The following is a 25,289-nucleotide window of genomic DNA, read 5'->3' on the forward strand; positions in this document are numbered from 1 at the left end:
GAACGCGGCGCGGTGCCGGCCGGCGCGCAATTGCCGCTGCGGCCGGCGATGTCATCCTTGCATGGCGTCGACAGGCCCTCAGAGCTGGCGGCTGCGCGCCAGCGGCGGGTTCTGCGCGAAGTAGCGCTGGATGCCGCGCATCAGCGCGTCGGCCAGGTCTTCCTGGTAGGACGTGCTGCGCAGCTTGGCTTCTTCCTCGGGGTTGCTGATGAAGGCGGTTTCGACCAGCACGCTCGGGATGTCGGGCGCCTTGAGCACCGCGAAGCCGGCCTGCTCGACGCTCGGCTTGTGCAGCCTGGCGCCGATGCCGCGGATCTCGCCCAGCATCGCGCCGCCGAGCTTGAGGCTGTCGTTGATCTGCGCGGTGGTGCTCATGTCGAGCAGCGCGCGCTGCACCTGGGCCTCGTGCGAACCGACGTTCACGCCACCGACCTTGTCGGCCTGGTTCTCCTTGTTCGCGAGCCAGCGCGCGGCGCTGCTGGAGGCGCCGCTCTGGCTCAGCGCGAACACGCTGGCGCCTCGCGCGTCGGGGTTGGTGAAGGCATCGGCATGGATGCTGACGAACAGGTCGGCCTGCACGCGCCGTGCCTTCTGCACGCGGGTGCCCAGCGGCACGAAGAAGTCGGCGTCGCGCGTGAGGAAGGCACGCATCGGGTTGCCGTTGACGCTGCTCGCGTTGATGCGGTCGCGCAGGCGGTGCGCGACCTGCAGCACGATGTCTTTCTCGCGCGTGCCGTTGGGGCCGATGGCGCCGGGGTCTTCGCCGCCATGGCCCGGATCGAGCGCGACGATGATGATGCGGTCGGTGCGGCTGGCCGTGGCGACGCTGCCGTTGCTGGTGCCGCTGCCGTTGCGCGGTGGCGGCGTGGGAGCGACGGGCGCGGTGCCCACCACCGGCGGCAGCGGTGCGGGCGCCACCAGCGGCGGTGCCGCCGAGGGGCCACCCGGCGTGGGGCGCATCGACTGCTGCGCCATCAGGTCGCCCAGCGGGTCGGCGCCAGGCGGCGCGGGGCGCAGCGGTGCCGGTGTGTCCCCGGGCGCGCCGGCGTTGCGCGGCGCGACGCCGGCCACCGTGCTGTCGCGGCCCTGGGCTCGCGGCGCATCGCGCAGGCGTTCGGCGATCAGGGCCTCCATCGGGTCGACGGCCTGCTGCGGATACAGGTCGAGCACCAGCCGGTGCTGGTACGCCGCCACGGGCGCCAGCGAGAAGACCTGCGGTGCCACGGTCTGCTTGAGGTCGAACACGATGCGCACCACGCTCGGCGCGAATTGGCCGACGCGCAGGCCGTTGATGTACGGGTCGTCGGGCCGGATCTTGCCGACCAGCTCGCGAAGTGCGGGATTGAGGTCGATGCCCTCGATGTCCACGGCCAGCCGCGGCGGGTTGCCGACCACGAGCTGTTGTGACGCGAGGCGGCCGTCGGATTCGATGGTGACGCGGGTGTAGTCGTTCGCGGGCCAGACCCGCACGGCCACGATGGTGGCGCCGCGCGCGATTTCGGCGGTGCCCAGCAGCAGGGCGAGGCTGCCGCCTTGCAGCAGCGCGCGTCTTTGCAGTCCTCGGGCCTTCATGCAGCGGCGTCGAGCAGCCGGTTGCCGCGCGGGGTGTGGGCCTGCAGGGTCACGGTGCGTGTGTCGTCGTTCATTGCTTCGATTTTAATAGCAAGATCAGCAATCGGAATGCGCCCCGCGGCGTTGCCCGGCCATTCCGCAAGCTTGAGGCCCGGCCCCGCGAAGATGTCGCGGAAGCCGGCGTCGTCCCATTCGTGCGGATCGCTGAATCGGTAGAAGTCGAAATGGAAGATGGCCAGGCCGCCGGGTGCTTCATGCGGCTCGACCACCGCGTAGGTGGGGCTCTTGATGCGCGAGCCGATGCCGAGCGCGCGCAACAGGTGGCGTACGAAAGTGGTTTTGCCGGCGCCGAGGTCTCCATGCAATGCGATGAACGCATCGCGCAGCGCTTCCGATGACGCGAGGCTGCGTGCCAGCGCATCGCAGTCGTCTTCGGTGTGCCACCGTTGCTCGAGGCTTCGTGTCGCGAGCGTTTTTACAATCGGCAGGTGATCGGCAGCCATCCACTCGTGAGTCGTATTCGGGCCTGGGCCCAGGAACTCGGATTCTCCCAAATCGGTGTGACGGGTGTCGACCTGTCGAGCGCCGAGTCCGGCCTGGCGCAATGGCTCGCGCAGGGCTTTCATGGCGACATGCACTACATGGCCGCGCATGGCACGCGGCGCGCGCGGCCGGCCGAGCTGGTGCCGGGCACCGTGTCGGTGATCACCGCGCGCATGGACTACCTGCCGCGCGCCACGTCCGACGACTGGCAGGCCATCGAGTTCGAGCGGCTGCAGCGGCCCGGCGAAGCCATCGTGTCGCTCTATGCCCGCGGCCGCGACTACCACAAGGTCTTGCGTTCGCGGCTGCAGAAGCTGGCCGACCGCATCGGCGAGGACGTGGGTACATTCGGCCACCGCGTCTTCACCGATTCGGCGCCGGTGCTCGAGGCCGAGCTGGCCTCGCGCAGCGGCCAGGGCTGGCGCGGCAAGCACACGCTGGTGCTCGACCGCGAGGCCGGGTCCATGTTCTTTCTGGGCGAGATCTACGTCGACATGGCTTTGCCGCACAGCGAGCCGGTCAGCGCGCATTGCGGCAGCTGCAGCGCGTGCATCGACGTCTGTCCGACGCAGGCCATCGTCGCGCCGCAACGGCTCGATGCGCGGCGCTGCATCTCGTACCTCACCATCGAGCATGCAGGCAGCATCCCGGTCGAGCTGCGGCCGGCGATGGGCAACCGCATCTACGGCTGCGACGACTGCCAGCTGATCTGCCCGTGGAACAAGTTCGCGAGGAAGAGCACGTTGCCGGACTTCGATGCACGCGAAGGGCTGACGGGGCCGCCGCTGGCGACGCTCTTCGCGTGGAGCGAAGACGAGTTCTTGCGCTTCACCGAAGGCAGCCCGATCCGCCGCATCGGGCACGAGCGCTGGCTGCGCAACATCGCGGTGGCCTTGGGCAACGCGCTGCGTGCGGGCAACGAAGAGGCGCGTGCACCGTTGCTGGCGCGGCGCGAACACGCGAGTGCGCTGGTGCGCGAGCACGTGGCCTGGGCGCTCGAGGCGAGGCCCTAGCCCGCGAATCCGCCCTCGTCCAGGAAGGCTTGCTCTTCTGGCGTAGTGTCCCGCCCCAACACCGCATTGCGATGCGGAAAGCGGCCGAAGCGCGCGATGATGTCCCGATGCAGCACCGCGAAACGCTGCGTGTTCGCGTCGAGCGCGGCGTTCAGCGCGACCGATCGCTCCTGGTCTTCCAGCGATTCGGAATGCATGAAGGGCAGGTAGAAGAAGGGCCGCAGCGCGCTGTCGACTTGCTGGTCCAGGCCAGCCGCGATGGCCGCCCGCGCCACCGCGCGGGCCTTGCCATCGGTCGCGAACATGTGGGCACTGCCGCGAAAGCCGTTGCGCGGAAACTGGTCGAGCAGCACGAGCAGGGCCAGTGCGCTCTCGGCATCGACGGCCCATGCATCGAGCGCACCGGATGCGGCGGCGTGGTGCGCGGCCTCGAAGCGGGACTTGAACTCGGTGTCGAAGGCGTCGTCCTTGGCGAACCATCGTTCGGGGCCGGCGTCGCGCCAGAAGGCGGCGACATCGTGCGCGGAGGGCAGGGGAGCAGGGTTCGTCATACGCCGAATGATGCCATCGCACGATCCCGGCACGCTCTCAAAGTCGGGCTTGCGGCCGACACGCGAAAAGCCGCGTGCTGCCTAGGCTTTTCGTTTCCGACAACGAAGGAGATCCGCACATGAACCGTTATGCCACCCTCTTGCGCGCGGCCCTGGTGGCCGGCGTGGCGACCGCGGCCCTGGCAGGCTGCGGAATGATGTCCAGCTCGAACACGTCGAGCTTCAGCGGCAGCATGAACGCCGCCAGCGAGGTGCCGCCCAACATGACGCGCGGCAGCGGGCTGGTCGAGGCCTGGCTGAACAAGGACACGAACGTGCTCAAGTACAAGATCGTCTACACCGGCCTCAGCGGGCCGGCGACGGCAGCGCACTTCCATGGGCCGGCATCGGCCGGCGAGAACGCCGGAGTGGTGCTGCCCTTCACGAGCGCAGCGAGCCCCATCGAAGGACAGGCGACGCTGACCCCCGCGCAGGCCTCCGACCTGGGTGCCGGCAAGTGGTACGCCAACATCCACACCGCGGCCAACCCGAACGGCGAGATCCGCGGGCAGTTGCTGCCGAAGATGTAGCAATCGGCGCGGGGGTGATCGCGAGTTGATCGTGCAATGGTGTCCAATGGACACCATGCGTACCACCAGCCCCCGCAAGAAGCCGCAGCATCCCGCCACCCCCTCCAAGCCCGCGCGAGGCCGGGTCGACATCAACACCGCGAAGAAGGCCCTGGTGCTGCAGGGCGGCGGCGCACTCGGTGCCTACCAAGCCGGTGTCTACGCCGGTGTGTACGAGAAGAACAAGTCGCTCGACTGGGTGGCGGGCGTGTCGATCGGCGCGATCAACGCCGCGCTCATCGCAGGCAATGCGCCCGAGCGCCGAGTCGATCGGTTGCGCGAGTTCTGGGATCTCGTTTCTTCCGGGCCGGCCCAGCGGCTGACACCCGGCTGGGGCGACCGCACGCTCTTCAATCAGTGGAGCGCGACCTCGGCGGCCTTCTTCGGCGTACCGGGCTTCTTCACGCCACGGCCGGGCGCCGCCTTGCTGCTGGGCGGTGCGTCGCCGGTGTTGAGCTACTACGACACCTCGCCGCTCAAGTCCACGCTCGAACGCCTCGTCGACTTCGACCGCATCAACCATTGCGACATTCGCTTCAGCGTGGGCGCGGTCAACGTGCGCAACGGTAACTCGATCTACTTCGACAACACCACGCAGCGCATCGGCCCAGAGCACATCATGGCCAGCGGTGCGCTGCCGCCCGGTTTCGCGCCGGTGACGATCGAGGGCGAAGACTACTGGGACGGCGGCATCGTCTCGAACACGCCGCTGCAGTACGTGCTGGACACGCATCCGCGCACCGAGCCGCTGATGGTGCTGCAGGTGGACCTGTTCAGCGCGAGCGGCGCCATGCCGCGCACCCTGGCCGAGGTGACGGAACGGCAGAAGGACATCACCTATTCGAGCCGCACGCGCCTCAACACCGACGCGCTGGCCGCCAACCTCAATCTTCAGCAGGCGGTGGCGGACCTGATCACCAAGCTGCCCGCCGCGCTGCGCAGGGACCCGAGCGTGGCCGCGGTGTGCAGCCAGCTCACGCACGAGCCGATCGAGATCGTGCACCTGATCTACCGCGACAAGCCCTACGAGATCGAATCGAAGGACTACGAGTTCTCGCGTGCCTCGGTCGACGAACACTGGGAGGCGGGCCAGCGCGACATCGGCAGCGTACTGGCACATCCCGAATGGCTGCGCAGCGCGTCGCAGGACAACGGCGTGACCACCTTCGACATGCGCGAGCCGAACGCGCCGCGCGTGCGCCGGCCGATGCAGGTGCCGATGAACGGTCCCTCGAACGCGGCGGCTGCGCAGGCCGATCAGCGCTGAACTGCGCCGAACGCCGATGAAGCGCAGTCAGGCTGCCCAAAGGAATCTGCGGCACTCTTCGTCACGGGCACGCCGCTTGCAGGCGCCACCATCCTTTTTCACCATCACCAGAGGAATCCCATGCAACTCAAGGACAAGGTTGCCTTCGTCACCGGCTCGGCCAGCGGCATCGGCAAGGAAATCGCCATCCTCTTCGCGCAGGAAGGCGCCAAGCTCGTCATCGCCGACCTGAACAAGGAAGCGGCCGATGCGACGGCCGCCGAGCTGCGCCAGACCGGCGCCGAGGCGATCGGCGTCGCGGTCGACGTGACGAACGAAGCCCAGGTCGATGCTTCGGTCGAAGAGGCGGCCAAGGCTTTCGGTGGCATCGACATCCTGGTCAGCAACGCCGGCATCCAGATCGTGCATCCGGTCGAGGAATTCGCCTTCGCCGACTGGAAGAAGATGCTGGCCATCCACCTCGACGGCGCCTTCCTCACCACCAAGGCCTGCCTGAAGCACATGTACGCGCAGGGCCGCGGCGGCAGCATCATCTACATGGGCTCGGTGCACTCCAAGGAAGCCTCGCTGCTGAAAGCGCCCTACGTCACGGCCAAGCACGGCCTGATCGGGCTGGCGAAGACGGTCGCCAAGGAAGGCGCGAAGCACGGCGTGCGGGCCAACGTGATCTGCCCCGGCTTCGTGCGCACGCCGCTGGTCGAAAAGCAGATCCCCGAACAAGCCAAGACGCTGGGCATCACCGAAGAGCAGGTGATCAAGAACGTGATGCTCAAGGAGACGGTGGACGGCGAGTTCACCACCACCGACGACGTGGCGCGCGTGGCGCTGCTGTTCGCGGCCTTCCCGACCAATGCGCTCACCGGCCAGTCGCTGGTGGTGAGCCACGGTTGGTTCATGCAGTAAACGCGGGGACCTGGGTCAGAGCTTGAGCTCCCAGGTCTCGCCCACCAGCTGCTGGCCGAAGCCTTTGTAGGCCTCCGACTTCGTCAGCTGGAAGCCGCGCGCCGCGTAGATGCCGCGCGCGGCGGTCAGGCAGCTGTTGGTCCACAGCACCATCTTCTTGTAGCCCTTGCGCCGCGCGAACGCGATGCATTCGTCGGTGAGCCGTGCGCCCAGGCCCAACCCGCGCGCCTGCGGGGCGAGGATCAGCATGCGCAGCTGGGCCACGGTGGCCGACTTGCGCACCACGAACACGGCGCCCACGCGTTCGCCACCCAGCTCGGCGATCCAGCAATGCTCCCAGTCGGGCTGGAACTTGCGCAGGAACTCGGCGCCGATCTCGGCGACCAGTGCTTCGAACTCGCTGTTCCAGCCGTACTCGCGCGCGTAGAGTTCGCCGTGCTGTTGCACCACCCAGCCGATGTCGCCGGGCCGTGGATCGCGCAGCACCGCGGTCGGGGGGCGTGACTGAGCGCCTGGCTCGGGCTCGATCAGCGTCTCGAGCTGTTGCATGGCTTCGACCAGCTGGCGCCGGCGGGGTGCCGACAGCGGCGCGAGCAGGGCGCGGGCTTCGTCGCGCGACTTCTGCTGCAGCGGCGCGAAGGCGGCGTGACCGGCCTCCGTCAGACGCAGCAGGCTCTGGCGCGCATCGCGCGGATGCGGCTCGCGCGCCAGCCAGGCCTTGGCCTCGAAGCGGCGCAGGATGCGGCTCAGGTAGCCGCCGTCCAGGCCCAGGTCCTTGCCGATCTCGCTGGCCACGGCCTGCTCGCGGTGGGCCAGTTCGTAGAGCACGCGCACCTCGGTCAGCGACATCTCGCTGCCCAGATAGGGGTCGAGTGCACCGATGTGGCGGGTGTAGAAGCGGTTGAACCGGCGCACGGCCTTGACGGCGGCAACTTCGTCGGGGGAGGGGGCAACGGCAGTCATGGCTGCCATTGTCAATCGAAATGATTGACTGAGGCAAGCAAATACGAGATCGCGGCCAGTTCGGCCCATGGCCTTCGATTCGACGGGGCAAGCCCTGGCACCTAAAATCGCGGGTTGCCCGAAACAGGGCCACCGCGGCCTGCATTGCCGCTGCACTGCCGCCTGCACCTGCCGCCAAAGTCCCCACATGAACGCCCCCGTCGACGTCTCCTTCTTCGCGCGCGCCGCCAAGCCGCTGACCAGCTACCGCAAGTACTGGGCGGCCCGCTTCGGCACCGCGCGCTTCCTGCCCACCTCGCGCGCCGAGATGGAAGCCCTGGGCTGGGACAGCTGCGACATCGTGATCGTCACCGGCGACGCCTACGTCGACCACCCCAGCTTCGGCATGGCCGTGATCGGCCGCATGCTCGAGGCGCAGGGCTTTCGCGTCGGCATCATCGCCCAGCCCGACTGGCAGAGCGCCGAGCCCTTCAAGGCACTGGGCAAGCCGAACCTGTTCTTCGGCGTGACCGCCGGCAACATGGATTCGATGATCAACCGCTACACGGCCGACCGGAAGATCCGCAGCGACGATGCCTACACGCCCGGCGACGTCGGCGGCCATCGGCCCGACCGCGCGGCGGTGGTCTACTCGCAGCGCTGCAAGGAAGCCTGGAACGACGTGCCGATCGTGCTCGGCGGCATCGAAGGCTCGCTGCGCCGCATCGCGCACTACGACTACTGGCAGGACAAGGTGCGCCGTTCGGTGGTGGTCGACGCCAAGTGCGACCTGCTGCTCTACGGCAACGCCGAGCGCGCCATCGTCGAAATCGCCCACCGGCTGGCCGCGCGCGAGCCGGTGCAGCAGATCACCGACGTGCGCGGCACGGCCTTCGTGCGGCGCGAAACGCCCGCGGGCTGGTTCGAGATCGACTCGACCAGCGTCGACCTGCCGGGGCGCGTCGAAGCGCACGTCAATCCGTACTTGATGGTGTCGGAGCAGGCCAAGGCCAACGGCGCCACCTGCGCGAAGGAAGACGAAGCGCAGGCCGTCGCAGTGAAGGCCGAAGCCGCGGCGAAGCCTGTGCAGTTCGTGCCCAACCCGGCCGTGCGGCTGAAGCCTCCGCCGCGCGACCGCTCGGTGATCCGCCTGCCGGCCTACGAGCAAGTGCGCGCCGACCCTGTGCTCTACGCCCACGCCAACCGGGTGCTGCACCTCGAAACCAACCCCGGCAACGCCCGCGCCCTGGTGCAGGCCCATGGGGAAGGCACGACCGCGCGCGACGTGTGGATCAACCCGCCGCCCATTCCGCTGACCACGGCCGAGATGGACCACGTGTTCGACCTGCCCTACGCCCGCAGCCCGCATCCGCGCTATGCCGACGAGAACGGCAGCCACGACGGCGCGACCAAGATCCCGGCCTGGGAGATGATCCGCTTCAGCGTGAACATCATGCGCGGCTGCTTCGGCGGCTGCACCTTCTGCTCCATCACCGAGCATGAAGGCCGCATCATCCAGAGCCGCTCGGAAGACTCGATCATCAAGGAGGTCGAGGCCATCCGCGACAGCGTGAAGGGCTTCACCGGCACCATCTCCGACCTGGGCGGGCCGACCGCCAACATGTACCGCATCGGCTGCAAGAGTCCCGAGATCGAGGCAGCCTGCCGCAAGCCCAGCTGCGTGTACCCGGGCATCTGCCCGAACCTCAACACCAGCCACGATCCGCTCATCAAGATCTACCGCCGGGCGCGCGCGCTCAAGGGCATCAAGAAGATCCTGATCGGTTCCGGCCTGCGCTACGACCTGGCCGTGCAGTCGCCCGAGTACGTGAAGGAACTGGTGCAGCACCACGTCGGCGGCTACCTCAAGATCGCGCCCGAGCACACCGAGCAGGGGCCGCTCACGAAGATGATGAAGCCCGGCATCGGCAGCTACGACCGCTTCAAGCAGATGTTCGAGAAGTTCAGCGCCGAGGCGGGCAAGAAGCAGTACCTGATTCCGTACTTCATCGCCGCCCACCCCGGCACCAGCGACGAGGACATGATGAACCTCGCGCTCTGGCTCAAGCGCAACGGCTTTCGCGCCGACCAGGTGCAGACCTTCTATCCGTCGCCCATGGCCACCGCGACCGCGATGTACCACACCGACCGCAACCCGCTGCGCAAGATCACGCGCGACAGCGAGACGGTCGACATCGTGCGCGGCGAGAAGCGCCGCCGCCTGCACAAGGCCTTCTTGCGTTACCACGACGCCAACAACTGGCCGCTGCTGCGCGAGGCGCTCAAGAAGATGGGCCGCGCCGACCTGATCGGCAACGGCAAGCACCATCTGATTCCGACCTACCAGCCGATGACCGACGGCAGCTACCAGAGCGCGCGGCGCAAGAACTCGACGCCACTGGCTGCCAAGCCGACGCAAGCGATGAAGCCGGTGCAGCCTGCCAAGGGCCGCATCCTGACGCAGCACACCGGGCTGCCGCCGCGCGACACCGGTGCGGGCCGGGTCAAGCCCTCGCGCAAGGCGCGCTGAGGCCACACCCGCGGATCGCGACCGGCCAAACGCCCAGTCGTTGTATCGTGCGGGGATGATCAGCCGGTCGGCATCCTCTCTGCCCCGCGCCTTGCGCGTGGGCTTGGCGTTGTGCCTTGCAGCCTGTGTTGCCTGTGTGGCCTGTTCAGTCGCAGCCCAGACAGCCGCACTTGACGCCGGCTCGGCGCCGGCCCTGCGCGAGCAGCACCAGAAGCTGGCCGGCCAGTTGGCAGCGAGCCCCCTGAAGCGGCCGATGCACCTGGAATCCACCGAAACCGACGGCGGCCTTCAAGGCGACGTCTACGCCGTGGTCGACCATCCCCTCGACGAGGTGCGCACGGCGCTGGCCAATGGCGGGCAGTGGTGCGAGATGCTGCTGCTGCACATCAACAACCGGCGCTGCCGCGTCAGCAAGCAAGGCCAGGGCGAGGTGCTGACGCTCAGCGTGGTGCAGCGCTACGACAAGCCGGTGGAGCAGGCTTTCGAGCTGCCCTTCGTGCATCGCATCACCAGCAACGGCAACGACTACCTGTCGGTGCGGCTGTCGGCCGAGAGCGGCCCGCTGGGCACCAGCAACTACCGCGTCACGCTCGAGGCCATGCCGCTCGGCGAGCGCCAGAGCTTCCTGCATTTCGGCTACGCCTACGACCACAACATGATGGCGCGGCTGGCCACCAAGGCCTACCTCGCGACCTTCGGCAGCCACAAGATGGGCTTTACCGTGGTCGGCAACAAGCCGAACGGCGACCCCGAATACATCCGCGGCGTGCGCGGGCTCATGGAGCGCAACGCGATGCGCTACTTCCTCACTCTGGACGCCTACCTCGACGGCCTCGACGCGCCGCCGCAGGAGCGAGGCGACAAACGCCTGCATCGCTGGTTCGAGGAAGCCGAGCGCTATCCGAAACAGCTGCACGAGGTCGAACTCGCGACCTACCTCGAGCACAAGCGCGCCGATCGCAAACGCGACGGCGCGAAGTCCAATTAGCCTGGTGGTCTGCTAGCCCTGGGCCTTGCGCCAAGCCTCGTAGAGGTCCTCGCCCTCGGGTCGCACGGGCAGGCTGGTGATTTTCATCTCGCGTTGCTCGACGGGCCTGGCGATCTCGACGTAGCCGCGTTCGGCCGACAGGTCGTAGGGCGCGCCGTCTTCGTTGGAATAGGCGTAGTAGACCTCCTTGACGCCCGCCAGGTACATGGCCGTGAGGCACATCGGGCAGGGGTAGCCGCTCGCGTAGACCGTGCTGCCGCTCAGGTCGGTGCTGCCTTGCACGCGGCAGGCATCACGCACCGCCTGCATCTCGGCATGGGCCGAGGGGTCGCACAGTGCGTCGACCTCGTTGACGCTGCGGGCCAGCACCTTGCCGTCGCGCACCAGCACCGCGCCGAAGGGCCACGTCTTTCGATCGCGCACGTTGCCCATGGCGAGGCCGATGGCGTCGAGCAGATACTTTTCGGTGGTGTCGTCGATGGTGGTCATGCCTTGATTCTCTTCGTGGTCGTTGCGGCCGTCGTGGTCGTGGTGGTCGTCGCGCTCTTCTTGCGGGCGATATACGCAATCACCAGCACGGCGGCCAGCAGCTCGATCGCCGCGACGATGTACAAGCCGGCGCTCACCTTGCCGGTGGCGGTCTTGATCAGGCCCATCACGTAGGGTGCGCCGAAGCCTGCCAGGTTCGAGATCGAGTTGATCAGCGCCACGCCGATCGCAGCCGCGCCGCCGGCCAGGTACATGTTGGGCAGCTGCCAGAACACCGGAATCGCGCTCATGGTGCCGACCAGCGCCAGCCCCATCGCGAGCAGCGGCACCACGGGCGGCAGGCCGGGCACGGTGAGCGCCAGGGCCAGCAGCGCCATGCCGCTCGCGCCGCAGATCGCCGCGCCGCTGAAGTGCCAGCGCACCTCGCCATGGCGGTCCGAATGGCGGCCGTTGAGGATCATGCCGGCGGCGCCGAAGATGTAGGTGGCACCGGCGATCCAGCCGACCATCATCGGCGTGACGAAGCCGGTTTCCTTGATGACCGTGGGAATCCAGAAGGTCAGCGTCGAATTGGCGCACAGCAGGCAGAAGAAGATCGCGATCAGCAGCCACACCTTGGGGTTGGTGAAGAGCTGGCGCCAGTCGGTGCCGCGCTCGCCCTGGGCACGGGCGTCGCGCTCGAGTTCGTCGCGAACGATGCGCTTCTCGTCGCTGCTGAGCCAGTGCGCCTGTTCGGGCTTGTCGGTCATGTAGAAGTAGGCGACGACGCCGGCGAGCACCGACGGAATGCCTTCGATCACGAACAGCCACTGCCAGCCCGACCAGCCCTGCACGCCGCCCATCGAACTCATGATCCAGCCGGCCAGCGGGCCGCCCAGCACGCCGGCGATGGCCGATGCCGACATGAAGGTGCCGAAGGCCTTGGCCCGGCGCTGCGACGGATACCAGTAGGTCAGGTACAGGATCACGCCGGGGTAGAAGCCGGCCTCGAAGGCACCCAGCAGAAAGCGCAGGATGTAGAACTGCGTCGGCGTGGTCACCCAGGCCTGCAGCATGCAGATGAGCCCCCAGCCGATGGTGATCCGCATCACCGTCTTCTTGGCGCCGATCTTCTGCAGCAGCATGTTGGAGGGCACCTCGAAGAAGAAGTAGCCCAGGAAGAAGATGCCGGCGCCCAGGCCGTACACCGCTTCGCTGAAGCGCAGGTCGTCCAGCATCTGCAGCTTGGCGAATCCGATGTTGACGCGGTCGAGCCAGGCCAGCACCCACAAGGCGCCCAGGAAGGGCAGCAAGCGCCACGAGATCTTGCTGTAGGTCGCGTCGACCCGGTCGGGAGCGGCGGTGGCGCCGGGTAGCGCCGCGGAGGGTGTGCTCATGTCGATTCCTTTGTCTCTGGTGTCCGTCGTTGTGGAGAGCCCGCCATGCAGGGCTGCGCCAATGGTCTTCACTCCGGGCCCTGTGCGAAACTGGGCAGGCGCAATAGGGCGCATAGCAAAGTCGATATCCGGAGCCCCACCGCACCGTGTCCCGCGCCGACGACCCCTTCGAGACCTACCTGCTGCGCGTGCTGTGCGCGCTGATCGCGGAGCAGAGCGTGTCGCGCACCGCGATCCGGATGAACCAGTCGCAGCCCGCCATCAGCGCCGCGCTCAAGCGGCTGCGCGAAGTCTTCAACGACCCGCTGCTGGTGCGCGACAAGAACACCATGGTGCCGACCGCACGGGCACTGGCGGTGGCCGCGCAGGCCCAGGCCGCGCTCGGCCTGCTCGACGGCCTGCTGCGCAGCGGCGACGGCTTCGACCCCGCGACCACCGAGCGCAGCTTCACCGTCGCCATGCCCGACTACCTGGCGCCGCCCTTCCTGGCGCAGGTGGTGCGGGCCTTCCGCGCGCAGGCGCCCCACGCGCGCCTGGTGGCGCAGCCGCTCGGGCCGCAGTACGACTACGAGATGGCGCTGCAGGACGGCACCATCGACATCGTGATCGGCAACTGGCCCGAGCCGCCGGAGCACCTGCACATGTCGACGCTGCTCGAAGACGAGGTCGTCTGCATCATGGCGCACGACCATCCATTCGCGGTGCCCGGGCAACTGACCGTCGAGCGCTTTCTTCAGGCGCCGCACCTGGTGCCCATGCCGTATTCGATCGCTCAGCGCGGCGTGGTCGAGTCCACGCTGGCCACGATGCGCGTGAGCCGCGACCGGCGCGTGCAGTGCCCGTACTTCGGCCTCGCGCCCAGCCTGCTGCCGGGCACCGACCTGATCATGACCACCAGCCGGCATTTCGCTGCCTACCATGCGCGGCAATTGCCGATCGCCATCGTGCCATCGCCGATCGAGTTCGCGCGGATGCGCTTCTACCAGCTGTGGCATGCCTCGCAGCACCGGGCCGCCCCGCACGTGTGGCTGCGCGGGCTGCTGACGGCGGCGGCGCCGGTGCTGACGGATCTGCAGGCGGGCTGAGCCGGCCCTCGGCGCAAGGCGTGGGCCACGGACGCGGCCTGTTATGCGCCGTATAACGGCACGCGCCTTTTGGATGCGGCAGCGCCTTCCTACACTGCCGCTCCATGTCCACCGAACTCCACACCCTCGACCTGCGCGCCCTCAACGCGATGGACCGCGCCGCCTTCACCGCCGCCCTGGGCGAGACCTTCGAGCACTCGCCCTGGGTGGCCGAAGCCGCCTGGGCCGCGCGGCCGTTCGCCACCGTGCAGGCCCTGCACGACGCCATGATGGCCGTGGTGCTCGACTGCGGCCGCAGCCGCCAGATCGAGTTTTTGCGCGGCCACCCCGAGCTCTCGGCCGCCGCGGTGCGTGCCAACAGCATGACCGCCGACTCGATGGACGAGCAGAAGAGCGCTGGCCTCGGCACCCTGTCCGCCAGCGAAGAAGACAGCCTCGCGCGCCTGAACAAGGCCTACCGCACGCGCCACGGCTTCCCCTTCATCGCCTGCGCGCGCCACTACACCAAGCCCGGCATCTTCGCGGAGCTGGCTTCCCGCGGTGCGCGCGAACCGGGGCAGGACCTGGGCGAGGCACTGCGGCAGATCGGGTTCATCAGCCGCATGCGGTTGGAGCGGCGGCTCGCTGCCTGAGCGGCCGTGCTTCGGCGGCGAACGGGGCTTCGCGCACGAAATTTAAGGTTCGGTGAGGGATTGCGTAAGCAATTCTTAGCGGCGCGCCGCGCCCGCGATTTCTAGACTTCTTTCCAGCAGGCAGCGCATGGTGCGCCGGCCGCACAAGCGAAAAGAAGTCCTCCCATGAACATCGATCCCCGAGAAATGCGCCAGGTGGCGCAAGCCGTCGCGCCCCGCGTCGACCTCTACGCCGGCATCCACAAGGCGCTGCGTGCGTTGATGGCCGACACCCTGCTGGAACTGGGCCGCGCGGATGCCGACGATGCGCTGGAACTGGCGCAAGCCACGCAGCGCGTGATGCAACTGCTGGACTTCTGCCGTTCGCACCTGCAGCACGAAAACACGTTCGTCCACACCGCCATCGAGGCGCGCGCGCCGGGTGCGAGTGGACAGATCGCGCACGAGCACGGCCAGCACGAAGAAGAAATCGAGGCGCTGTGCGCGCAGGCCACGGCGCTGCTGAACGGCGACTCCGCGACGCGCGAGGCCGGCGCACTGGCCCTGTACCGCGGGCTGTCGCTATTCATCGCCCACAACTTCGAGCACATGCACGTGGAGGAAACCGCCCACAACGCCGTGCTGTGGGCGCGCTACACCGACGGGGAGCTCATGGACATCCACAACGCCCTGGTCGCGTCGATTCCGCCCGAGGAAATGATGTTCACGCTGCGCTGGCTGGTGCCCTTCATGAACCCGACGGAGCGGGCCGCGATGATGGCCGAGATGCGCGCGCACGCCCCGGCGCCGGCCTTCGCCGCCGCGCTCGATGTGGTGCGGCCGCACCTGCGCGAGCGCGAATGGGCCAAGCTCGCGGGCAGCCTGGGCCTGCCCGTCTAGGCGGCGATTTCTTCGAGCAGCACCGGCCGGTCGGTGCGCAGCTTGAAGCGCCCGCGACCCGTCTTCTCGATCCGGATGTCGGCGCAGTTTTCGGCGAGCCGGCGCTGCAGCAGCACCAGCCGCGCCTCGAGGTTGTCCGACAGGTCGGGCAGGCGCAGGGCCGGGTCCAGCCGCAGTTCGCGATTGGTGAACTCGTTGCGGCCCTGGCCCGTGTGCTCGCGCAGCAGCTTGCCCAGGATGGCGCCGGCCACGCCCTTGATCAGGTAACGCTCGCCCACGAAGACGCTGTTGTTGGCGAGGTAGTGGCGCACGGCGAGCGGGGCGCCGCCGGCCACGGGTGCGATGCTTTGCGCCGCGTCTTCCGGCGCAGCGGGCTCGGCGGCGGCCTGCAGCAGGTCGAGCGTGGCGCCCAGGTGGGCCGCCACCGCGACCAGCGCGTCTTCGTCCTCGAAGCCGAAGCGCATGTCCTGCAGGCTTTCGACGAAGAGCACGCCCAGCAGCCGCCCGGCCGACACGATGGGCACCGCCAGCTGGCTGTGCGGCTCGGCCAGGCCGGGGTAGGGAATCTCGGTGTCCAGCACCAGGCCGGGCTGCAACTCGCGCAGGCTGCTGCGCACGGCGTGGCTGTACGAGGCCGCGTTGGTCATGTGGCTGATGCGCACCGGCGTGCGCTCGCGCGCGGCCGTGCCGACGACGCCGTGGCCCATCTCGATCTCCGAGCCGACGCCGGAGGTGGCGTAGCCGCAGCTGGCCACGGTGTAGAGGCGCTGCGCCGCCGCATCGAGCATCAGCACCATGGCGTGCCGCACGCCCAGGTGGTCGCTCAAGGCCGCGAGCGTGGCCTGCAGCAGCTCGTCTGTGGCGGTGCACGCGGCCAGTCGCTCGGCCGAGCGCCGCACGCCGGCCAGCAGCGGCGGGCGTGCCGGCGCCTGCAGGCAATCGCCCTCCAAGGGCTCGACGTGCTCCACCTCGTACACGTCGGAGCCGAGCAGGCGGAACACGCCGGCCATGCCCGAATGCGATGCGATGCCCGCCAGCTGCGCCTTCATGCCCTCGAAGAGCGCGCCCTCGGTTTCGGTGCGCAGGTACCGGATCTGCAGGCGGTAGAAGGCCGCGGTGACGGGGTCCATCACCAGCACGGTGCCGTGCGGGTTGGCCAGGATGTTCTGGCGCGTCTTGTTGAAGAACTGGAACGACAGCGCGATGTGGCGCTCGTCCACGTAGTAGACCTGCGAGATGTAGGCCACGTTCGGCGTGCCGTCCGCGCTGCAGGTCGCCATCATGCCGGGGATCGCACCCTCGAAGCAGGCACGGATGGCGGGCAGGGCGGGGGCGGCGTTCATCGGGCCGGCAAGGGGCTGCCGGCGCGCGGCCCGGGCGTCTGGTCGAAGGCCTGCGAGGGCCGGAAGCTGACGGCCATCATGTCCTCGAGCGGGCAGGCGAGCATGGCGCGCACGAACGGGGCGTCGAAGCCGACGCAGCCCACCTCGTGCTCCATCGATGCAAGGTAGCGGCGCAGCAACGGAAGATCGGCATCGCCCGCCGGGCGGAGCTGCGCCGCCTGCGCCTTGACCTGCACGGTGCGATGGCTCAGCGGCTCGCTGAACACCACCGCCACTTCGCCGGTGGCCGCCACGTCCTGCAGCAACTGGCGCGACTGCGTGCGCGACAGGTAGACCGTGACGTCGGCGCCATCGGGCGAGATGCTCGCACCCACGGCGCGCATGAGGCTGGGCCGGTTCGCAGCGCTGCGCGAGGCCACGATGGCCGAGACGCCCTTGTCGATCATCGCGATGTGCTCGGGCGTGAGCAGCGGGGCTTGCACACTCATGAAGAAAGGGGTAGAGACGGGCCTGGGAGGCAAGACCACATCGTAATTCGAAGTCGCCGAAAAGACGTGCACGCGCCGCGGCGGCATTGCTTTTGCTTCGGAGGAGACATGACCCACACCACCTTTACCCGCACCACGCGCCGCGGCGCGCTCCAAGCCCTGGCGGCCGGCGCCGCGGCCCTGGCCCTGCCAGCCCGCGCCGCCTGGCCCGACAAGCCCGTCAAGATCGTCGTGACTTTCGCGGCCGGCGGCTCCAGCGACATCCTGGCGCGGGTGCTGGCCGAGCAGCTCACGCGCAAGCTGGGCCAGCCGGTGGTGGTGGACAACAAGCCGGGCGCCGGCGGCACCATCGGCGGTGCGCAGGTGGCGGCGGCGCCGGCCGACGGCTACACGCTGATGCTGTCGAACACCACGCCGATCGCGCTCGGGCCCTTCGCGCTCGAGAAGCAGCCTTACGACCCGGTGGCCGCCTTCACCCACATCGCCTACCTGGGTTCGGCGCCGCTGGTGCTGATGGCGAGCAAGGAATCCGGCATCAAGAGCTTCGCCGACCTGGAAGCCCGTGCACGCAAGGACGGCCGGCTCGACTTCGGCTCCGGCGGCCCGGGCTCCGTCGGCCACGTGCACGGCGAGCTGATCCGCAAGATCACCGGTGCCAATCTGGTGCACGTGCCGTACCGCGGCGGGGCGCCCATGACCACCGACCTGATCGCCAACGTGGTGCCGGTGGGCATCGACGTCATCACCGCCTACGTGCCCTTCTTCAAGAGCGGCCAGTTGGTGCCGCTGGCGGTGACCGGCAGCGCACGCTCGCCGCTGATGCCCGAGGTGCCGACGATGGTCGAGCTGGGGCAGCCCAAGCTGGTCTTCGAGAACTTCTTCGGCCTGAGCGGGCCGGCCAAGTTGCCCGCCGACCTGGTCGGCCGACTCAATGCCGCGAGCAACGAATCGCTGGCCTTGCCCGAGGTGCAGAAGAAGCTGGTCGAGCTGGGCATCGTCTCCAAGCCCGGCACGGCCGCGCAGTTCGAGGGCTTCGTGAAGGAGCAGGTCGGCGTGCTCGGTCCGACGGTGAAGGGCGCGGGCATCAAGCTTTGACGCGGGGCGGTGAGCGCGGCTGCGTCGCCGCTCACTAGAATTCCGCGATGGCTACGAGCAAGGTCGACAAGAACAACGAAGCGCAACGACGAACCTCGCGTGGTGCGCGCGGTGAAACCCGGCTGACGCGGTCCCAGATCCTCACGGAGGCGCTTCGCCTGGTCGACGAAGCCGGCATGGCGGCGCTGAACATGCGAGAGCTCGCGCGGCGGCTCGGCGTGTTCCCCACCAGCATCTACTGGTACGTTCCGAGTCGGAATGAACTCGTGTCCGGCATGGTGGAGCTGGCCTTGTCGGACGTGGCCACGGACCTTCGCAACGGCGCCTGGCAGACACGGCTGCGGACCGTGCTGCGCCGCTTTCGCCGGGCCCTGCAGGCGCATCCGCATCTGGCCCACGTGATCGGTGCCGAGATGGTCAGCAACAGCGCGCTCGATCTCCCGCTGCTCGAATATATCGTCTCGGCATTGGAAGATGCCGGCTTCAAGGGCGCCGGCCTGGTCACGGCGTACAACACCGTCATCGCCGCGATGTGCGGTTTCGTGACCCTGGAGCTCGCGCCGCCGCCACCCGAAGACACGGCGGCGTGGGCCGGCAGCCTGCAAGAGGAAATGGCCTCGATCTCCCCCGCCGAGTACCCGGCACTGTCGAGGAACCTGAAGAACCTGGAGAACCGCGCGTTCGTTCTGCGCTGGTCCAGCGGTACCGAAAAGCCCATGGACTCGAGCTTCGACCTCTGGGTCGACGTCATGATCCAGGGGCTCGCGCTGAAGGGCGCCGGTTCGTAGCCGACTCAGCGCGAAAGCCGCGCCGCATGCGCCATGAACGGCTCCAGGCTGTGCGGATTGGCCATGGTGTCGCGATCCACCACGTCGACCGCCGTCAGGCCCAGCAGCAGCTTGCGCACGGGCACTTCCATTTTCTTGCCCGTGAGCGTGCGCGGCACCTCCTCGATGGCGTGCACCTCGTCGGGCACGTGCCTGGCCGACGCCTGCTCGCGAATGGCTTGCCGCACGCGCTGAACAAGCGCCTCGTCGAGCGACCGGCCCGGCGCCGGCACGACGAACAGCAGAAGCAGCGAGGGCCGTCCCAGGTATTCCATGTCGACGAGCAGGGAGTCGGCCACCTCGGGCAAGCTTTCGACCACGCTGTAGATCTCGGCCGTGCCCATGCGGATGCCATGGCGATTGATGGTGGCATCCGAGCGCCCGTAAATGACGGCGCTCCCGCCCGGCGTGAAGCGGACCCAGTCGCCGTGCCGCCAGATGCCCGGGTACATGGCGAAATAGCTTTCGCGGTAGCGGGTGCCGTCGGCATCGTTCCAGAACTGCGTCGGCATGGATGGAATGGGGTGCGTCACGACCAGCTCGCCGGTCTCGCCGATCACACGCTGGCCGTTGTCGTCGAACGCATAGGCTGCCACGCCCAACTCCCTGCATTGCAGCTCGCCAGCGACCACCGGCAACGTGGGTGCGCACGCCACGAAGCCCGAAGCGATGTCCGTGCCCCCGCTGATCGATGCGAGCCAGACGTCGCTTTTGACGGCGTCGTACACCCAACGATAGGCATCGGGCGGCAGCGGCGAACCGGTGGAGTTGATGGCGCGCAGGCTTTGCAGCGCCGCGAACTCGCGCGGCCGCAGCCGGGCCTTCATGCACTGCACCAGGTAGGCGGCCCCGCAGCCGAACAAGGTCACGCGATGCGTGTCGACGAGGCGCCAGACCGATGTTGCGTCCGGCCAGGCCGGGTTGCCGTCGTACAGCACCAGCGTCGCGCCAACCAGCAGTCCGCCGACCTGCAGGTTCCAGACGATCCAGCCCGTGCCGCCGAGGAACAGCAGCCGGTCTTGCGGCTGCAGGTCGTGCTGCAGGCCGAGCGTCTTCAGATGCGTGAGCACAATGCCGCCGTGGCTGTGGACGATGGCCTTGGGCAGCCCGGTGGTGCCCGACGAGTAGACGATCCACAACGGGTGGGAGAACGGCACGCGCTCGAAAACGAGCTCGGCTTCGTGGGCAGTCGCGTCGTCCCATGCCAGCACGTCGAGCGTTCCGCAGTCGATCGTGCCGGCCGCCGGGCCGCCGACGCAGATCACGGCCCGAAGGCCGAGAAGCGACCGCGCGATCTCCGCCATGACGGCGCTGCGATCGTGCACGCGGCCGTTGTAGCTGTAGCTGTCCACCGTGAAGAGCACCTTGGGCTCGATCTGGCCGAAGCGCGCCAGCACGACGCCCGTGCCCATGTCGGGCGAGCAGCTGGACCAGATGGCGCCGAGGCTGGCGCACGCGAGGAACGCGACCACCGTCTCGGCCCGGTTCGGCATGCAGGACACGACCCGATCGCCCGGCCCCACGCCGAGTGCCCGCAGCGTATGCGCCAGCGCGCCGGCCTGCCGCCGCAGGTCCTGCCAGCTCACCTCTGTTGCGCCGTCGACTTCGTTGCAGACGACGAGCGCCGGCTCCGTCGAACTGGCGCGTGCGAACGCATGCTCGGCATAGTTGAGGCGCGTGTTGGGGTACCACTGGGCGCCAGGCATCTTGCGGTCGGCCAGAACGGGCGCTCGCGAGCCCTCGCTGCGCACTTCGAAGAAGTCCCACACCGCGTTCCAGAGCAGATCCGGCTGGTCCACGGACCATTGCCACAGGGCTTCGTAGCTGTCGAACGGGCGGGCGTGCCGCTTCGACAACCATTCGGTGAACGCCGTCAGCCAGGCACGTTGGATGCGCGCCTCGTCGGGCGCCCACAGAACTTCGGCATCTTCCACGGTCATGGCGCGGCGCCTGCGATCACGGCCAGGGCCGAGATCTCGACCGCCATGCCCGGCGTGAGGAAGCCGATGCCCGTGACGGTCGCGCTCGCGGGGTAGGGCGCCGCCAGGTGTCGCTTGCGCGCGTCGTTGACGGCCGCATAGCTGGTGGCGTCGCGCAGGTAGATGGTGAGCGACACCAAGTCCGACATGCTTCCGCCGGCCGCCTCGACGATCGTGCGGATGTTGCGGAAGATGACATCCGCCTGTGCGGCAGCGTCGGGCGGCGATGTCGTGTCCTCTACGACACCCGACTGGCCGGCGATGGCCAGCAGCCGGCCCGGGGGCGCGAGGAGGCCGTTGGAGTAGGGCCCGATCGGGCGCTTGATGCCGGCCGGGTCGATGGCTTGTGCGTGGTTCATGCGAGTCTGCTGCCTGGGGTGCGGTGGGCTCGACTCAATCTTCCAGCACGATATTGGCCGTACGGGCGAGCGCCTGCCAGTTCTTGAGGTCGGCGTCCATGTAGCTGCGAAGGGCGGTGCCGGTGAGGTAGTGCGGCTCCGCGCCCGCGGCTGTCAGGTCTTTGCGGTACTCGGGGCTCGCCGTGATGCCGGCCAGTTCGCGCTTGAGGCGATCGACGACGTCGGCGGGCAGCCGCGCCGGCCCGATGAGCACGAAGTACGAAGTCGGCGTGAGCTTGGGAAAGCCCGCTTCGGCAGTCGTGGGCACCTGGGGAAGCAGCGGATGGCGAGTCGCACCGGTCTGCGCCAGCGCATGGATGCGGCCCTCGCGGCCCACCACGCTGACGGCGGTCAGCGTGCCGAAGGCGATCTGGCCCGACATCAGGTCTTGCAGCAGCGGTGCGCCGCCGCGATAGGGAACGTGCGTCATCGAGATGCCGGTCTGCGCTTCGAGCTCGGCCGTTCCCAAGTGCAGCGCCGAGCCGACGCCGGCGGAGCCGTAGTTGATGTCTTTGCCCTTGCTGCGCGCGTGGTCGACGAACTCGCCGAGCGTCCTGGCCGCGACGGCGTTGTTGGCGACGAAGACCAGCGGGTTGAGAGCGACGGTCGACACGTAGCTGAAGTCGGCTTGCAGCGACCAGGGGGACTTGCGCCGCATCGCGCTGCCGATGGTGAGGTCCGAGCTCTGCAGCATCAGGGTGTAGCCGTCCGGAGCCGCCCGCATCAGCTCGTGGGTGGCGATGAGCGTGGAGGCGCCGGGCTTGTTGTCGACGACGACCGGCTGCCCCAGGCTTGCCTGCAGCCGGTGGGCCACGGCGCGCGCGATGCCATCGGCCCCGCCGCCCGCCGGGTAGCCCACGAGCAGCCGCACTGGGCGCACCGGGTAGCTCGGCGATGAATCCTGTGCGGACACCTGTGCGGACACCTGTGCGGACACCTGTGCGGACACCGGTGCCTGCGCGCCCAGCAGCAGGCTTGCCAACACCAGCACCAGGCGCCGGCGAGAAGGCGCGAATCGATCGTCAGACTGCATGGAAATGCTCCAGTGAAATGAGAAGGGGGCGGATCAAAGTTGCAGCACCAGCAGCGGGCTCTTGCTGCGTGAAACGCAGGCGCACATGAGTCGGCCCTCGGCGCGGTCTTCGTCCAGCAGGAAGTCGTCGCGATGATCGATCTCGCCCTGCTGCACCGTGACCAGGCAGGCGCCGCAGTTGCCGGCGCGGCAATCGGCACGGACGGCAGCCCCGGCCGCGAGCAGCGCATCAAGCAAGCTCTGGTGCGGCGGCACCCGCAGCGTCAGGCCGCTGACGTCGAGCCGGACCTCGAAGGCGCCTGCGTCCTCGGTCGCGGCCGCTTCGAACCGTTCGAAGTGCACGTACGACGGCGCATGGCCGGCGTCGGCCGCATGCCGGCGCATCGCGTCGATGAAGCCCGCGGGCCCGCAAACGTAGAAGTTCGAAATGCCCGGCGTTCGCATGGCGATGCCCGCGAGCCGGCGCTCGATGTCGTCGCGCGACAGCCCGAAATGCGTGTGCACCGCCACGCCCGGCAGCGCCTCCAGATCGGCCAGGAACGCGGCCTGCTCGGCGTCGTGGCAGAAGTAGTGCAGCACGGCGTCTGCGTGCTCGCGGGCAAGCCGCTCCGCCATGCAGAGCAGCGGCGTGATGCCGATCCCACCGGCAACCAGCACGTGCGCCCCGGCATGCGGGACGAGCGCGAAGGCATTGCGTGGAGGCTCGCATTCCACGATGCTGCCCGCTCGCACGTGGGCGTGCAGATGGGAGGAACCGCCCCGGCTTCGCGGGTGGAGCAGCACGCCGATGTCGTAGCTCGGCACCGCCCGCCCGGGTTCGGGCGCGTTGAGCAGCGAATAGGAACGCGCAACGACCGCGCCATCGCCGAGCGGCAGATGCAGCACGACGTGGGCACCCGGTTCGAATGACGGGAGCACGCCGCCCCCGGCGGGGCGCAGCACGTAGCGCATCACCCGCGTCGTCTCGCGCCGGACTTCGGTCACCACGAGCTTCATGGCGACCCCCTTCGGGCATACACCGGGATGTCCAGGCCGTTCCAGCTCAGGTTGACGAATTCGTGGGTGTCGTGAATCGAGCCGTCGAAAACCTCCACGGCATCGCCCGGCCGCACCGGTCCGCCCACGACCACGTCGATCATCACGCCCAGGTCCTGGTGGCCGAAGTTCTTGACGAGTGCTTGCGGAATGCCGGCATCCTTCGTGCCCGACGCCGGATCGATCATCGTGATCGCGCAGCGGCGCGTGGGCATGATGACGTGCCCCACGGCGCCACCCAGTCGCATGGACCGGCCCACCCAGCGCAGCTCGTCCCACGGCTCGACGCCGTCGATGTAGACGTTGGCGCGAAAGCGCCTCGGGTCCAGCGCGTCGCGCTTCATGCGCCCGGCCAGGTCGCGCACGGTGGCCAGGTTGATGACGGACACGGTCGAATGCAGCCCGGCGTCGACCATGGCCATGTCGGTGAAGATGTTGCGACGGCCGCGCACGAGCCGAGGCCGTCCCTGCGGCACCAGCTGCAAGTGGTCGATCACGAAGTCGATGAAGCCTTCCACGCTTTGCGGGTCGTCGAGTCGCACGGTCACCGCGCGCCCACCCGGGGCAGCGCAAGTCAACGAACCGGACGCTTCGTCCATGCGCAGGTTCAACCTCGATAGCCCGCTGTGCGCCAGCAGCGCGATGAATTCCATCTTCGCCCTGGGCTTGTAGGTGTTGTCGTCGTAGCGCCAGGTGCCGTCGGTGACGGCGAATTCGCGGTCGAGCGGAAAGCCCTGTCCAGGAACGAGCTCGACCGCGTCGAGCGACTCGCCCGAGAAGCCCTTGACGGGATAGCGAAACAGTGAGGCGATGGCGGACAAGTGCGATTCCTGCTGGCAGTACGTTGTCGATGCCCGCGATCGTCGTCGGCGCCGTCATCGCCATCTGTCATCGCAACGACAGTTGGCCGCCGGTTCATCCGACGTCGGGCCAACCGTTCGTGCCGATGGCACGCAGACGGGCGGTGTCGAGCACCGTGATGGCGCCGTACTCCGTCGCAATGACGCCGGCTGCGCGCAGGCGCGCCAATGCGCGGTTGCAGCGCTGCCTGGAGAATCCGGTGAGGCTCGCGAGTTCCTCCTGGGAGACATGCAGCGCGCGCGACGCACCCGGATTGAGGTCCGGATGGAACATGCCGGCCAGCGCCCGCGCCACCTGGTCGTCCACCGGCATCGTGGTCCGCGCCGAGAAGCTGCCGATGAACCACTGAAGCCGATGGTTGATGTTGCGCAGCAGGGCGGCGTTGAAGGGCAGGCTCTCTTGCAGCAGCCAGTCGAAGACATCTTGCGGCATGCAGCTCACGCGGCTCTCGCGCAGCGCGACGATGTCGCCGTGCCGGGGAAACCGGCCGAGCAGCGTGCCGTGGCCGAACCAGGCGTCGACGCCGAGGCTCGAGAGCGTGACCTCGCGGCCGTCGCGGTTGCAGAGCGACCACTTGAGCAAGCCCTCCAGCACCGAGTAGGCGTGCGTGGCGACCTCGCCGCCGCGGGCCAGGTACTGACCCGGCGCCAGGCGCCGCTCGGTCATGCGCGAGGCGACCCAGCGCCGTCGTTCGCCATCGATGGCTCGATACCAGGCCGTCTGGTCCAGAAAGCCTTGCAGGCTCGTCGGGTTGCCGGGGGGAACTCGCTTCAAAGCTCGCATGTACCGCTCCTGATGCGCGAAATGGTGGCCTCCGGTTGAATGTACGGTGTACAGTTAGTGCTTGTACAG

General features: G+C 68.4%; 25 protein-coding genes. 11 read left to right on the forward strand and 14 right to left on the reverse strand.

Translation table 11 applies throughout. The annotated features are described in order from the left end of the window. Positions 1-78: 78 nt before the first annotated feature. Both B0W80_RS05385 and tsaE read right to left on the reverse strand, forming a co-directional pair. Complete coding sequence (locus B0W80_RS05385) at positions 79-1,572, reverse strand: N-acetylmuramoyl-L-alanine amidase (RefSeq protein WP_076998081.1); 1,494 nt, start codon at positions 1,570-1,572, stop codon at positions 79-81. Beyond that, entirely contained in the window at positions 1,569-2,075 is a 507-nt protein-coding gene (gene tsaE, locus B0W80_RS05390; protein WP_076998082.1) for a tRNA (adenosine(37)-N6)-threonylcarbamoyltransferase complex ATPase subunit type 1 TsaE, read from the reverse strand. Before tsaE ends, B0W80_RS05385 begins: the two co-directional genes overlap by 4 nt. On the opposite strand from tsaE, the gene queG reads away from it, so the two are divergent. Continuing rightward, positions 2,061-3,128 carry a tRNA epoxyqueuosine(34) reductase QueG gene (gene queG / locus B0W80_RS05395; protein WP_076998083.1) on the forward strand — a complete coding sequence of 356 codons (1,068 nt, stop codon included), beginning with the start codon at positions 2,061-2,063 and terminating at the stop codon, positions 3,126-3,128. The genes tsaE and queG overlap by 15 nt on opposite strands. Here queG and B0W80_RS05400 read toward each other — a convergent pair. After that, positions 3,125-3,679, reverse strand: coding sequence for a DUF924 family protein (locus B0W80_RS05400; protein WP_076998084.1), 555 nt, complete (start codon positions 3,677-3,679; stop codon positions 3,125-3,127). The genes queG and B0W80_RS05400 overlap by 4 nt on opposite strands. Positions 3,680-3,798: 119 nt before the next feature. Here B0W80_RS05400 and B0W80_RS05405 point away from each other — a divergent pair, with 119 nt between their 5' ends. The 3 genes from B0W80_RS05405 to B0W80_RS05415 all read left to right on the forward strand — a co-directional run bounded on the left by B0W80_RS05405 (position 3,799) and on the right by B0W80_RS05415 (position 6,457). Then, complete coding sequence (locus B0W80_RS05405) at positions 3,799-4,248, forward strand: CHRD domain-containing protein (RefSeq protein WP_076998085.1); 450 nt, start codon at positions 3,799-3,801, stop codon at positions 4,246-4,248. Positions 4,249-4,294: 46 nt separating this feature from the next. Continuing rightward, positions 4,295-5,554, forward strand: coding sequence for a patatin-like phospholipase family protein (locus B0W80_RS05410; RefSeq protein ID WP_076998086.1), 1,260 nt, complete (start codon positions 4,295-4,297; stop codon positions 5,552-5,554). Between the two features lie 120 nt (positions 5,555-5,674). Beyond that, positions 5,675-6,457 (forward strand): 3-hydroxybutyrate dehydrogenase, encoded by a 783-nt coding sequence (locus tag B0W80_RS05415; protein WP_076998087.1) that lies wholly within the window; start codon positions 5,675-5,677, stop codon positions 6,455-6,457. Positions 6,458-6,472: 15 nt separating this feature from the next. Here B0W80_RS05415 and B0W80_RS05420 read toward each other — a convergent pair whose 3' ends face one another. Beyond that, positions 6,473-7,420, reverse strand: a complete 948-nt coding sequence (locus tag B0W80_RS05420) for a GNAT family N-acetyltransferase (RefSeq protein ID WP_373038238.1) — start codon at positions 7,418-7,420, stop codon at positions 6,473-6,475. Between the two features lie 187 nt (positions 7,421-7,607). On the opposite strand from B0W80_RS05420, the gene B0W80_RS05425 reads away from it, so the two are divergent. Together B0W80_RS05425 and B0W80_RS05430 are read left to right on the forward strand one after the other, a co-directional pair. Continuing rightward, entirely contained in the window at positions 7,608-9,929 is a 2,322-nt protein-coding gene (locus B0W80_RS05425) for a YgiQ family radical SAM protein (protein WP_076998089.1), read from the forward strand. Between the two features lie 253 nt (positions 9,930-10,182). Continuing rightward, complete coding sequence (locus tag B0W80_RS05430; RefSeq protein ID WP_256856494.1) at positions 10,183-10,917, forward strand: hypothetical protein; 735 nt, start codon at positions 10,183-10,185, stop codon at positions 10,915-10,917. 12 nt (positions 10,918-10,929) lie between these two features. Here the strand turns inward: B0W80_RS05430 and B0W80_RS05435 are convergent, their stop codons facing one another. Both B0W80_RS05435 and B0W80_RS05440 read right to left on the reverse strand, forming a co-directional pair. Next, entirely contained in the window at positions 10,930-11,406 is a 477-nt protein-coding gene (locus B0W80_RS05435) for a nucleoside deaminase (protein ID WP_076998091.1), read from the reverse strand. After that, positions 11,403-12,782, reverse strand: a complete 1,380-nt coding sequence (locus B0W80_RS05440; RefSeq protein ID WP_076998092.1) for an MFS transporter — start codon at positions 12,780-12,782, stop codon at positions 11,403-11,405. The genes B0W80_RS05435 and B0W80_RS05440 overlap by 4 nt, the downstream gene beginning before the upstream one ends. A 146-nt stretch (positions 12,783-12,928) precedes the next feature. Here B0W80_RS05440 and B0W80_RS05445 point away from each other — a divergent pair, with 146 nt between their 5' ends. From B0W80_RS05445 to B0W80_RS05455, 3 genes are all read left to right on the forward strand, one after another. After that, the gene (locus tag B0W80_RS05445; protein ID WP_076998093.1) at positions 12,929-13,867 is read left to right on the forward strand and encodes a LysR family transcriptional regulator; all 939 of its coding nucleotides are present in this window, start codon (positions 12,929-12,931) and stop codon (positions 13,865-13,867) included. Between the two features lie 104 nt (positions 13,868-13,971). Continuing rightward, entirely contained in the window at positions 13,972-14,499 is a 528-nt protein-coding gene (gene uraD / locus B0W80_RS05450) for a 2-oxo-4-hydroxy-4-carboxy-5-ureidoimidazoline decarboxylase (RefSeq protein ID WP_076998094.1), read from the forward strand. A 165-nt stretch (positions 14,500-14,664) separates the two neighbouring features. After that, positions 14,665-15,378, forward strand: a complete 714-nt coding sequence (locus B0W80_RS05455) for a hemerythrin domain-containing protein (RefSeq protein ID WP_076998095.1) — start codon at positions 14,665-14,667, stop codon at positions 15,376-15,378. On the opposite strand, the gene B0W80_RS05460 is transcribed toward B0W80_RS05455, so the two are convergent. Together B0W80_RS05460 and B0W80_RS05465 are read right to left on the reverse strand one after the other, a co-directional pair. Next, entirely contained in the window at positions 15,375-16,721 is a 1,347-nt protein-coding gene (locus tag B0W80_RS05460) for a GAF domain-containing protein (protein ID WP_076998096.1), read from the reverse strand. The genes B0W80_RS05455 and B0W80_RS05460 overlap by 4 nt on opposite strands. Beyond that, the gene (locus B0W80_RS05465) at positions 16,718-17,209 is read right to left on the reverse strand and encodes a pyridoxamine 5'-phosphate oxidase family protein (RefSeq protein ID WP_076998153.1); all 492 of its coding nucleotides are present in this window, start codon (positions 17,207-17,209) and stop codon (positions 16,718-16,720) included. Before B0W80_RS05465 ends, B0W80_RS05460 begins: the two co-directional genes overlap by 4 nt. Positions 17,210-17,317: 108 nt before the next feature. On the opposite strand from B0W80_RS05465, the gene B0W80_RS05470 reads away from it, so the two are divergent. Then, complete coding sequence (locus B0W80_RS05470; protein ID WP_076998097.1) at positions 17,318-18,304, forward strand: tripartite tricarboxylate transporter substrate binding protein; 987 nt, start codon at positions 17,318-17,320, stop codon at positions 18,302-18,304. 47 nt (positions 18,305-18,351) lie between these two features. Continuing rightward, on the forward strand, positions 18,352-19,092 hold the full coding sequence (locus B0W80_RS05475) for a TetR/AcrR family transcriptional regulator (RefSeq protein ID WP_076998098.1): 741 nt from the start codon (positions 18,352-18,354) through the stop codon (positions 19,090-19,092). A gap of 5 nt (positions 19,093-19,097) precedes the next feature. Here B0W80_RS05475 and B0W80_RS05480 read toward each other — a convergent pair whose 3' ends face one another. The 6 genes from B0W80_RS05480 to B0W80_RS05505 form a co-directional block, all read right to left on the reverse strand. Then, positions 19,098-21,071, reverse strand: coding sequence for an acetoacetate--CoA ligase (locus tag B0W80_RS05480; protein WP_076998099.1), 1,974 nt, complete (start codon positions 21,069-21,071; stop codon positions 19,098-19,100). Then, positions 21,068-21,469, reverse strand: coding sequence for a RidA family protein (locus B0W80_RS05485; RefSeq protein ID WP_076998100.1), 402 nt, complete (start codon positions 21,467-21,469; stop codon positions 21,068-21,070). Before B0W80_RS05485 ends, B0W80_RS05480 begins: the two co-directional genes overlap by 4 nt. Positions 21,470-21,503: 34 nt before the next feature. Beyond that, complete coding sequence (locus B0W80_RS05490; RefSeq protein WP_083745192.1) at positions 21,504-22,541, reverse strand: tripartite tricarboxylate transporter substrate binding protein; 1,038 nt, start codon at positions 22,539-22,541, stop codon at positions 21,504-21,506. Positions 22,542-22,574: 33 nt separating this feature from the next. Next, positions 22,575-23,492: a PDR/VanB family oxidoreductase gene (locus tag B0W80_RS05495; protein WP_179106839.1), complete on the reverse strand. Its 918-nt coding sequence runs from the start codon at positions 23,490-23,492 to the stop codon at positions 22,575-22,577. Between the two features lie 41 nt (positions 23,493-23,533). Beyond that, the gene (locus tag B0W80_RS05500; RefSeq protein WP_076998102.1) at positions 23,534-24,397 is read right to left on the reverse strand and encodes an MOSC domain-containing protein; all 864 of its coding nucleotides are present in this window, start codon (positions 24,395-24,397) and stop codon (positions 23,534-23,536) included. Between the two features lie 94 nt (positions 24,398-24,491). Further along, entirely contained in the window at positions 24,492-25,220 is a 729-nt protein-coding gene (locus tag B0W80_RS05505) for a Crp/Fnr family transcriptional regulator (protein WP_076998103.1), read from the reverse strand. Positions 25,221-25,289: the final 69 nt, after the last annotated feature.

This window comes from Variovorax sp. KK3, assembly GCF_001984055.1.
Classification (GTDB): Bacteria; Pseudomonadota; Gammaproteobacteria; order Burkholderiales; family Burkholderiaceae_C; genus Variovorax.

Bases quoted from the DNA above. Each gene is read 5' to 3' on its own strand.
- B0W80_RS05475 (WP_076998098.1), top strand. From the start codon at position 18,352: ATGGCTACGAGCAAGGTCGACAAGAACAACGAAGCGCAACGACGAACC.
- B0W80_RS05435 (WP_076998091.1), bottom strand. From the start codon at position 11,406: ATGACCACCATCGACGACACCACCGAAAAGTATCTGCTCGACGCCATC.
- B0W80_RS05400 (WP_076998084.1), bottom strand. From the start codon at position 3,679: ATGACGAACCCTGCTCCCCTGCCCTCCGCGCACGATGTCGCCGCCTTC.
- B0W80_RS05480 (WP_076998099.1), bottom strand. From the start codon at position 21,071: ATGACCGTGGAAGATGCCGAAGTTCTGTGGGCGCCCGACGAGGCGCGC.
- B0W80_RS05430 (WP_256856494.1), top strand. From the start codon at position 10,183: ATGCACCTGGAATCCACCGAAACCGACGGCGGCCTTCAAGGCGACGTC.
- tsaE (WP_076998082.1), bottom strand. From the start codon at position 2,075: ATGGCTGCCGATCACCTGCCGATTGTAAAAACGCTCGCGACACGAAGC.
- B0W80_RS05455 (WP_076998095.1), top strand. From the start codon at position 14,665: ATGAACATCGATCCCCGAGAAATGCGCCAGGTGGCGCAAGCCGTCGCG.
- B0W80_RS05485 (WP_076998100.1), bottom strand. From the start codon at position 21,469: ATGAACCACGCACAAGCCATCGACCCGGCCGGCATCAAGCGCCCGATC.
- uraD (WP_076998094.1), top strand. From the start codon at position 13,972: ATGTCCACCGAACTCCACACCCTCGACCTGCGCGCCCTCAACGCGATG.
- B0W80_RS05465 (WP_076998153.1), bottom strand. From the start codon at position 17,209: ATGAGTGTGCAAGCCCCGCTGCTCACGCCCGAGCACATCGCGATGATC.
- B0W80_RS05495 (WP_179106839.1), bottom strand. From the start codon at position 23,492: ATGCGCTACGTGCTGCGCCCCGCCGGGGGCGGCGTGCTCCCGTCATTC.
- B0W80_RS05405 (WP_076998085.1), top strand. From the start codon at position 3,799: ATGAACCGTTATGCCACCCTCTTGCGCGCGGCCCTGGTGGCCGGCGTG.
- B0W80_RS05490 (WP_083745192.1), bottom strand. From the start codon at position 22,541: ATGCAGTCTGACGATCGATTCGCGCCTTCTCGCCGGCGCCTGGTGCTG.
- B0W80_RS05415 (WP_076998087.1), top strand. From the start codon at position 5,675: ATGCAACTCAAGGACAAGGTTGCCTTCGTCACCGGCTCGGCCAGCGGC.
- B0W80_RS05385 (WP_076998081.1), bottom strand. From the start codon at position 1,572: ATGAAGGCCCGAGGACTGCAAAGACGCGCGCTGCTGCAAGGCGGCAGC.
- B0W80_RS05440 (WP_076998092.1), bottom strand. From the start codon at position 12,782: ATGAGCACACCCTCCGCGGCGCTACCCGGCGCCACCGCCGCTCCCGAC.
- B0W80_RS05460 (WP_076998096.1), bottom strand. From the start codon at position 16,721: ATGAACGCCGCCCCCGCCCTGCCCGCCATCCGTGCCTGCTTCGAGGGT.
- B0W80_RS05505 (WP_076998103.1), bottom strand. From the start codon at position 25,220: ATGCGAGCTTTGAAGCGAGTTCCCCCCGGCAACCCGACGAGCCTGCAA.
- B0W80_RS05410 (WP_076998086.1), top strand. From the start codon at position 4,295: ATGGACACCATGCGTACCACCAGCCCCCGCAAGAAGCCGCAGCATCCC.
- B0W80_RS05420 (WP_373038238.1), bottom strand. From the start codon at position 7,420: ATGACTGCCGTTGCCCCCTCCCCCGACGAAGTTGCCGCCGTCAAGGCC.
- B0W80_RS05470 (WP_076998097.1), top strand. From the start codon at position 17,318: ATGACCCACACCACCTTTACCCGCACCACGCGCCGCGGCGCGCTCCAA.
- B0W80_RS05425 (WP_076998089.1), top strand. From the start codon at position 7,608: ATGAACGCCCCCGTCGACGTCTCCTTCTTCGCGCGCGCCGCCAAGCCG.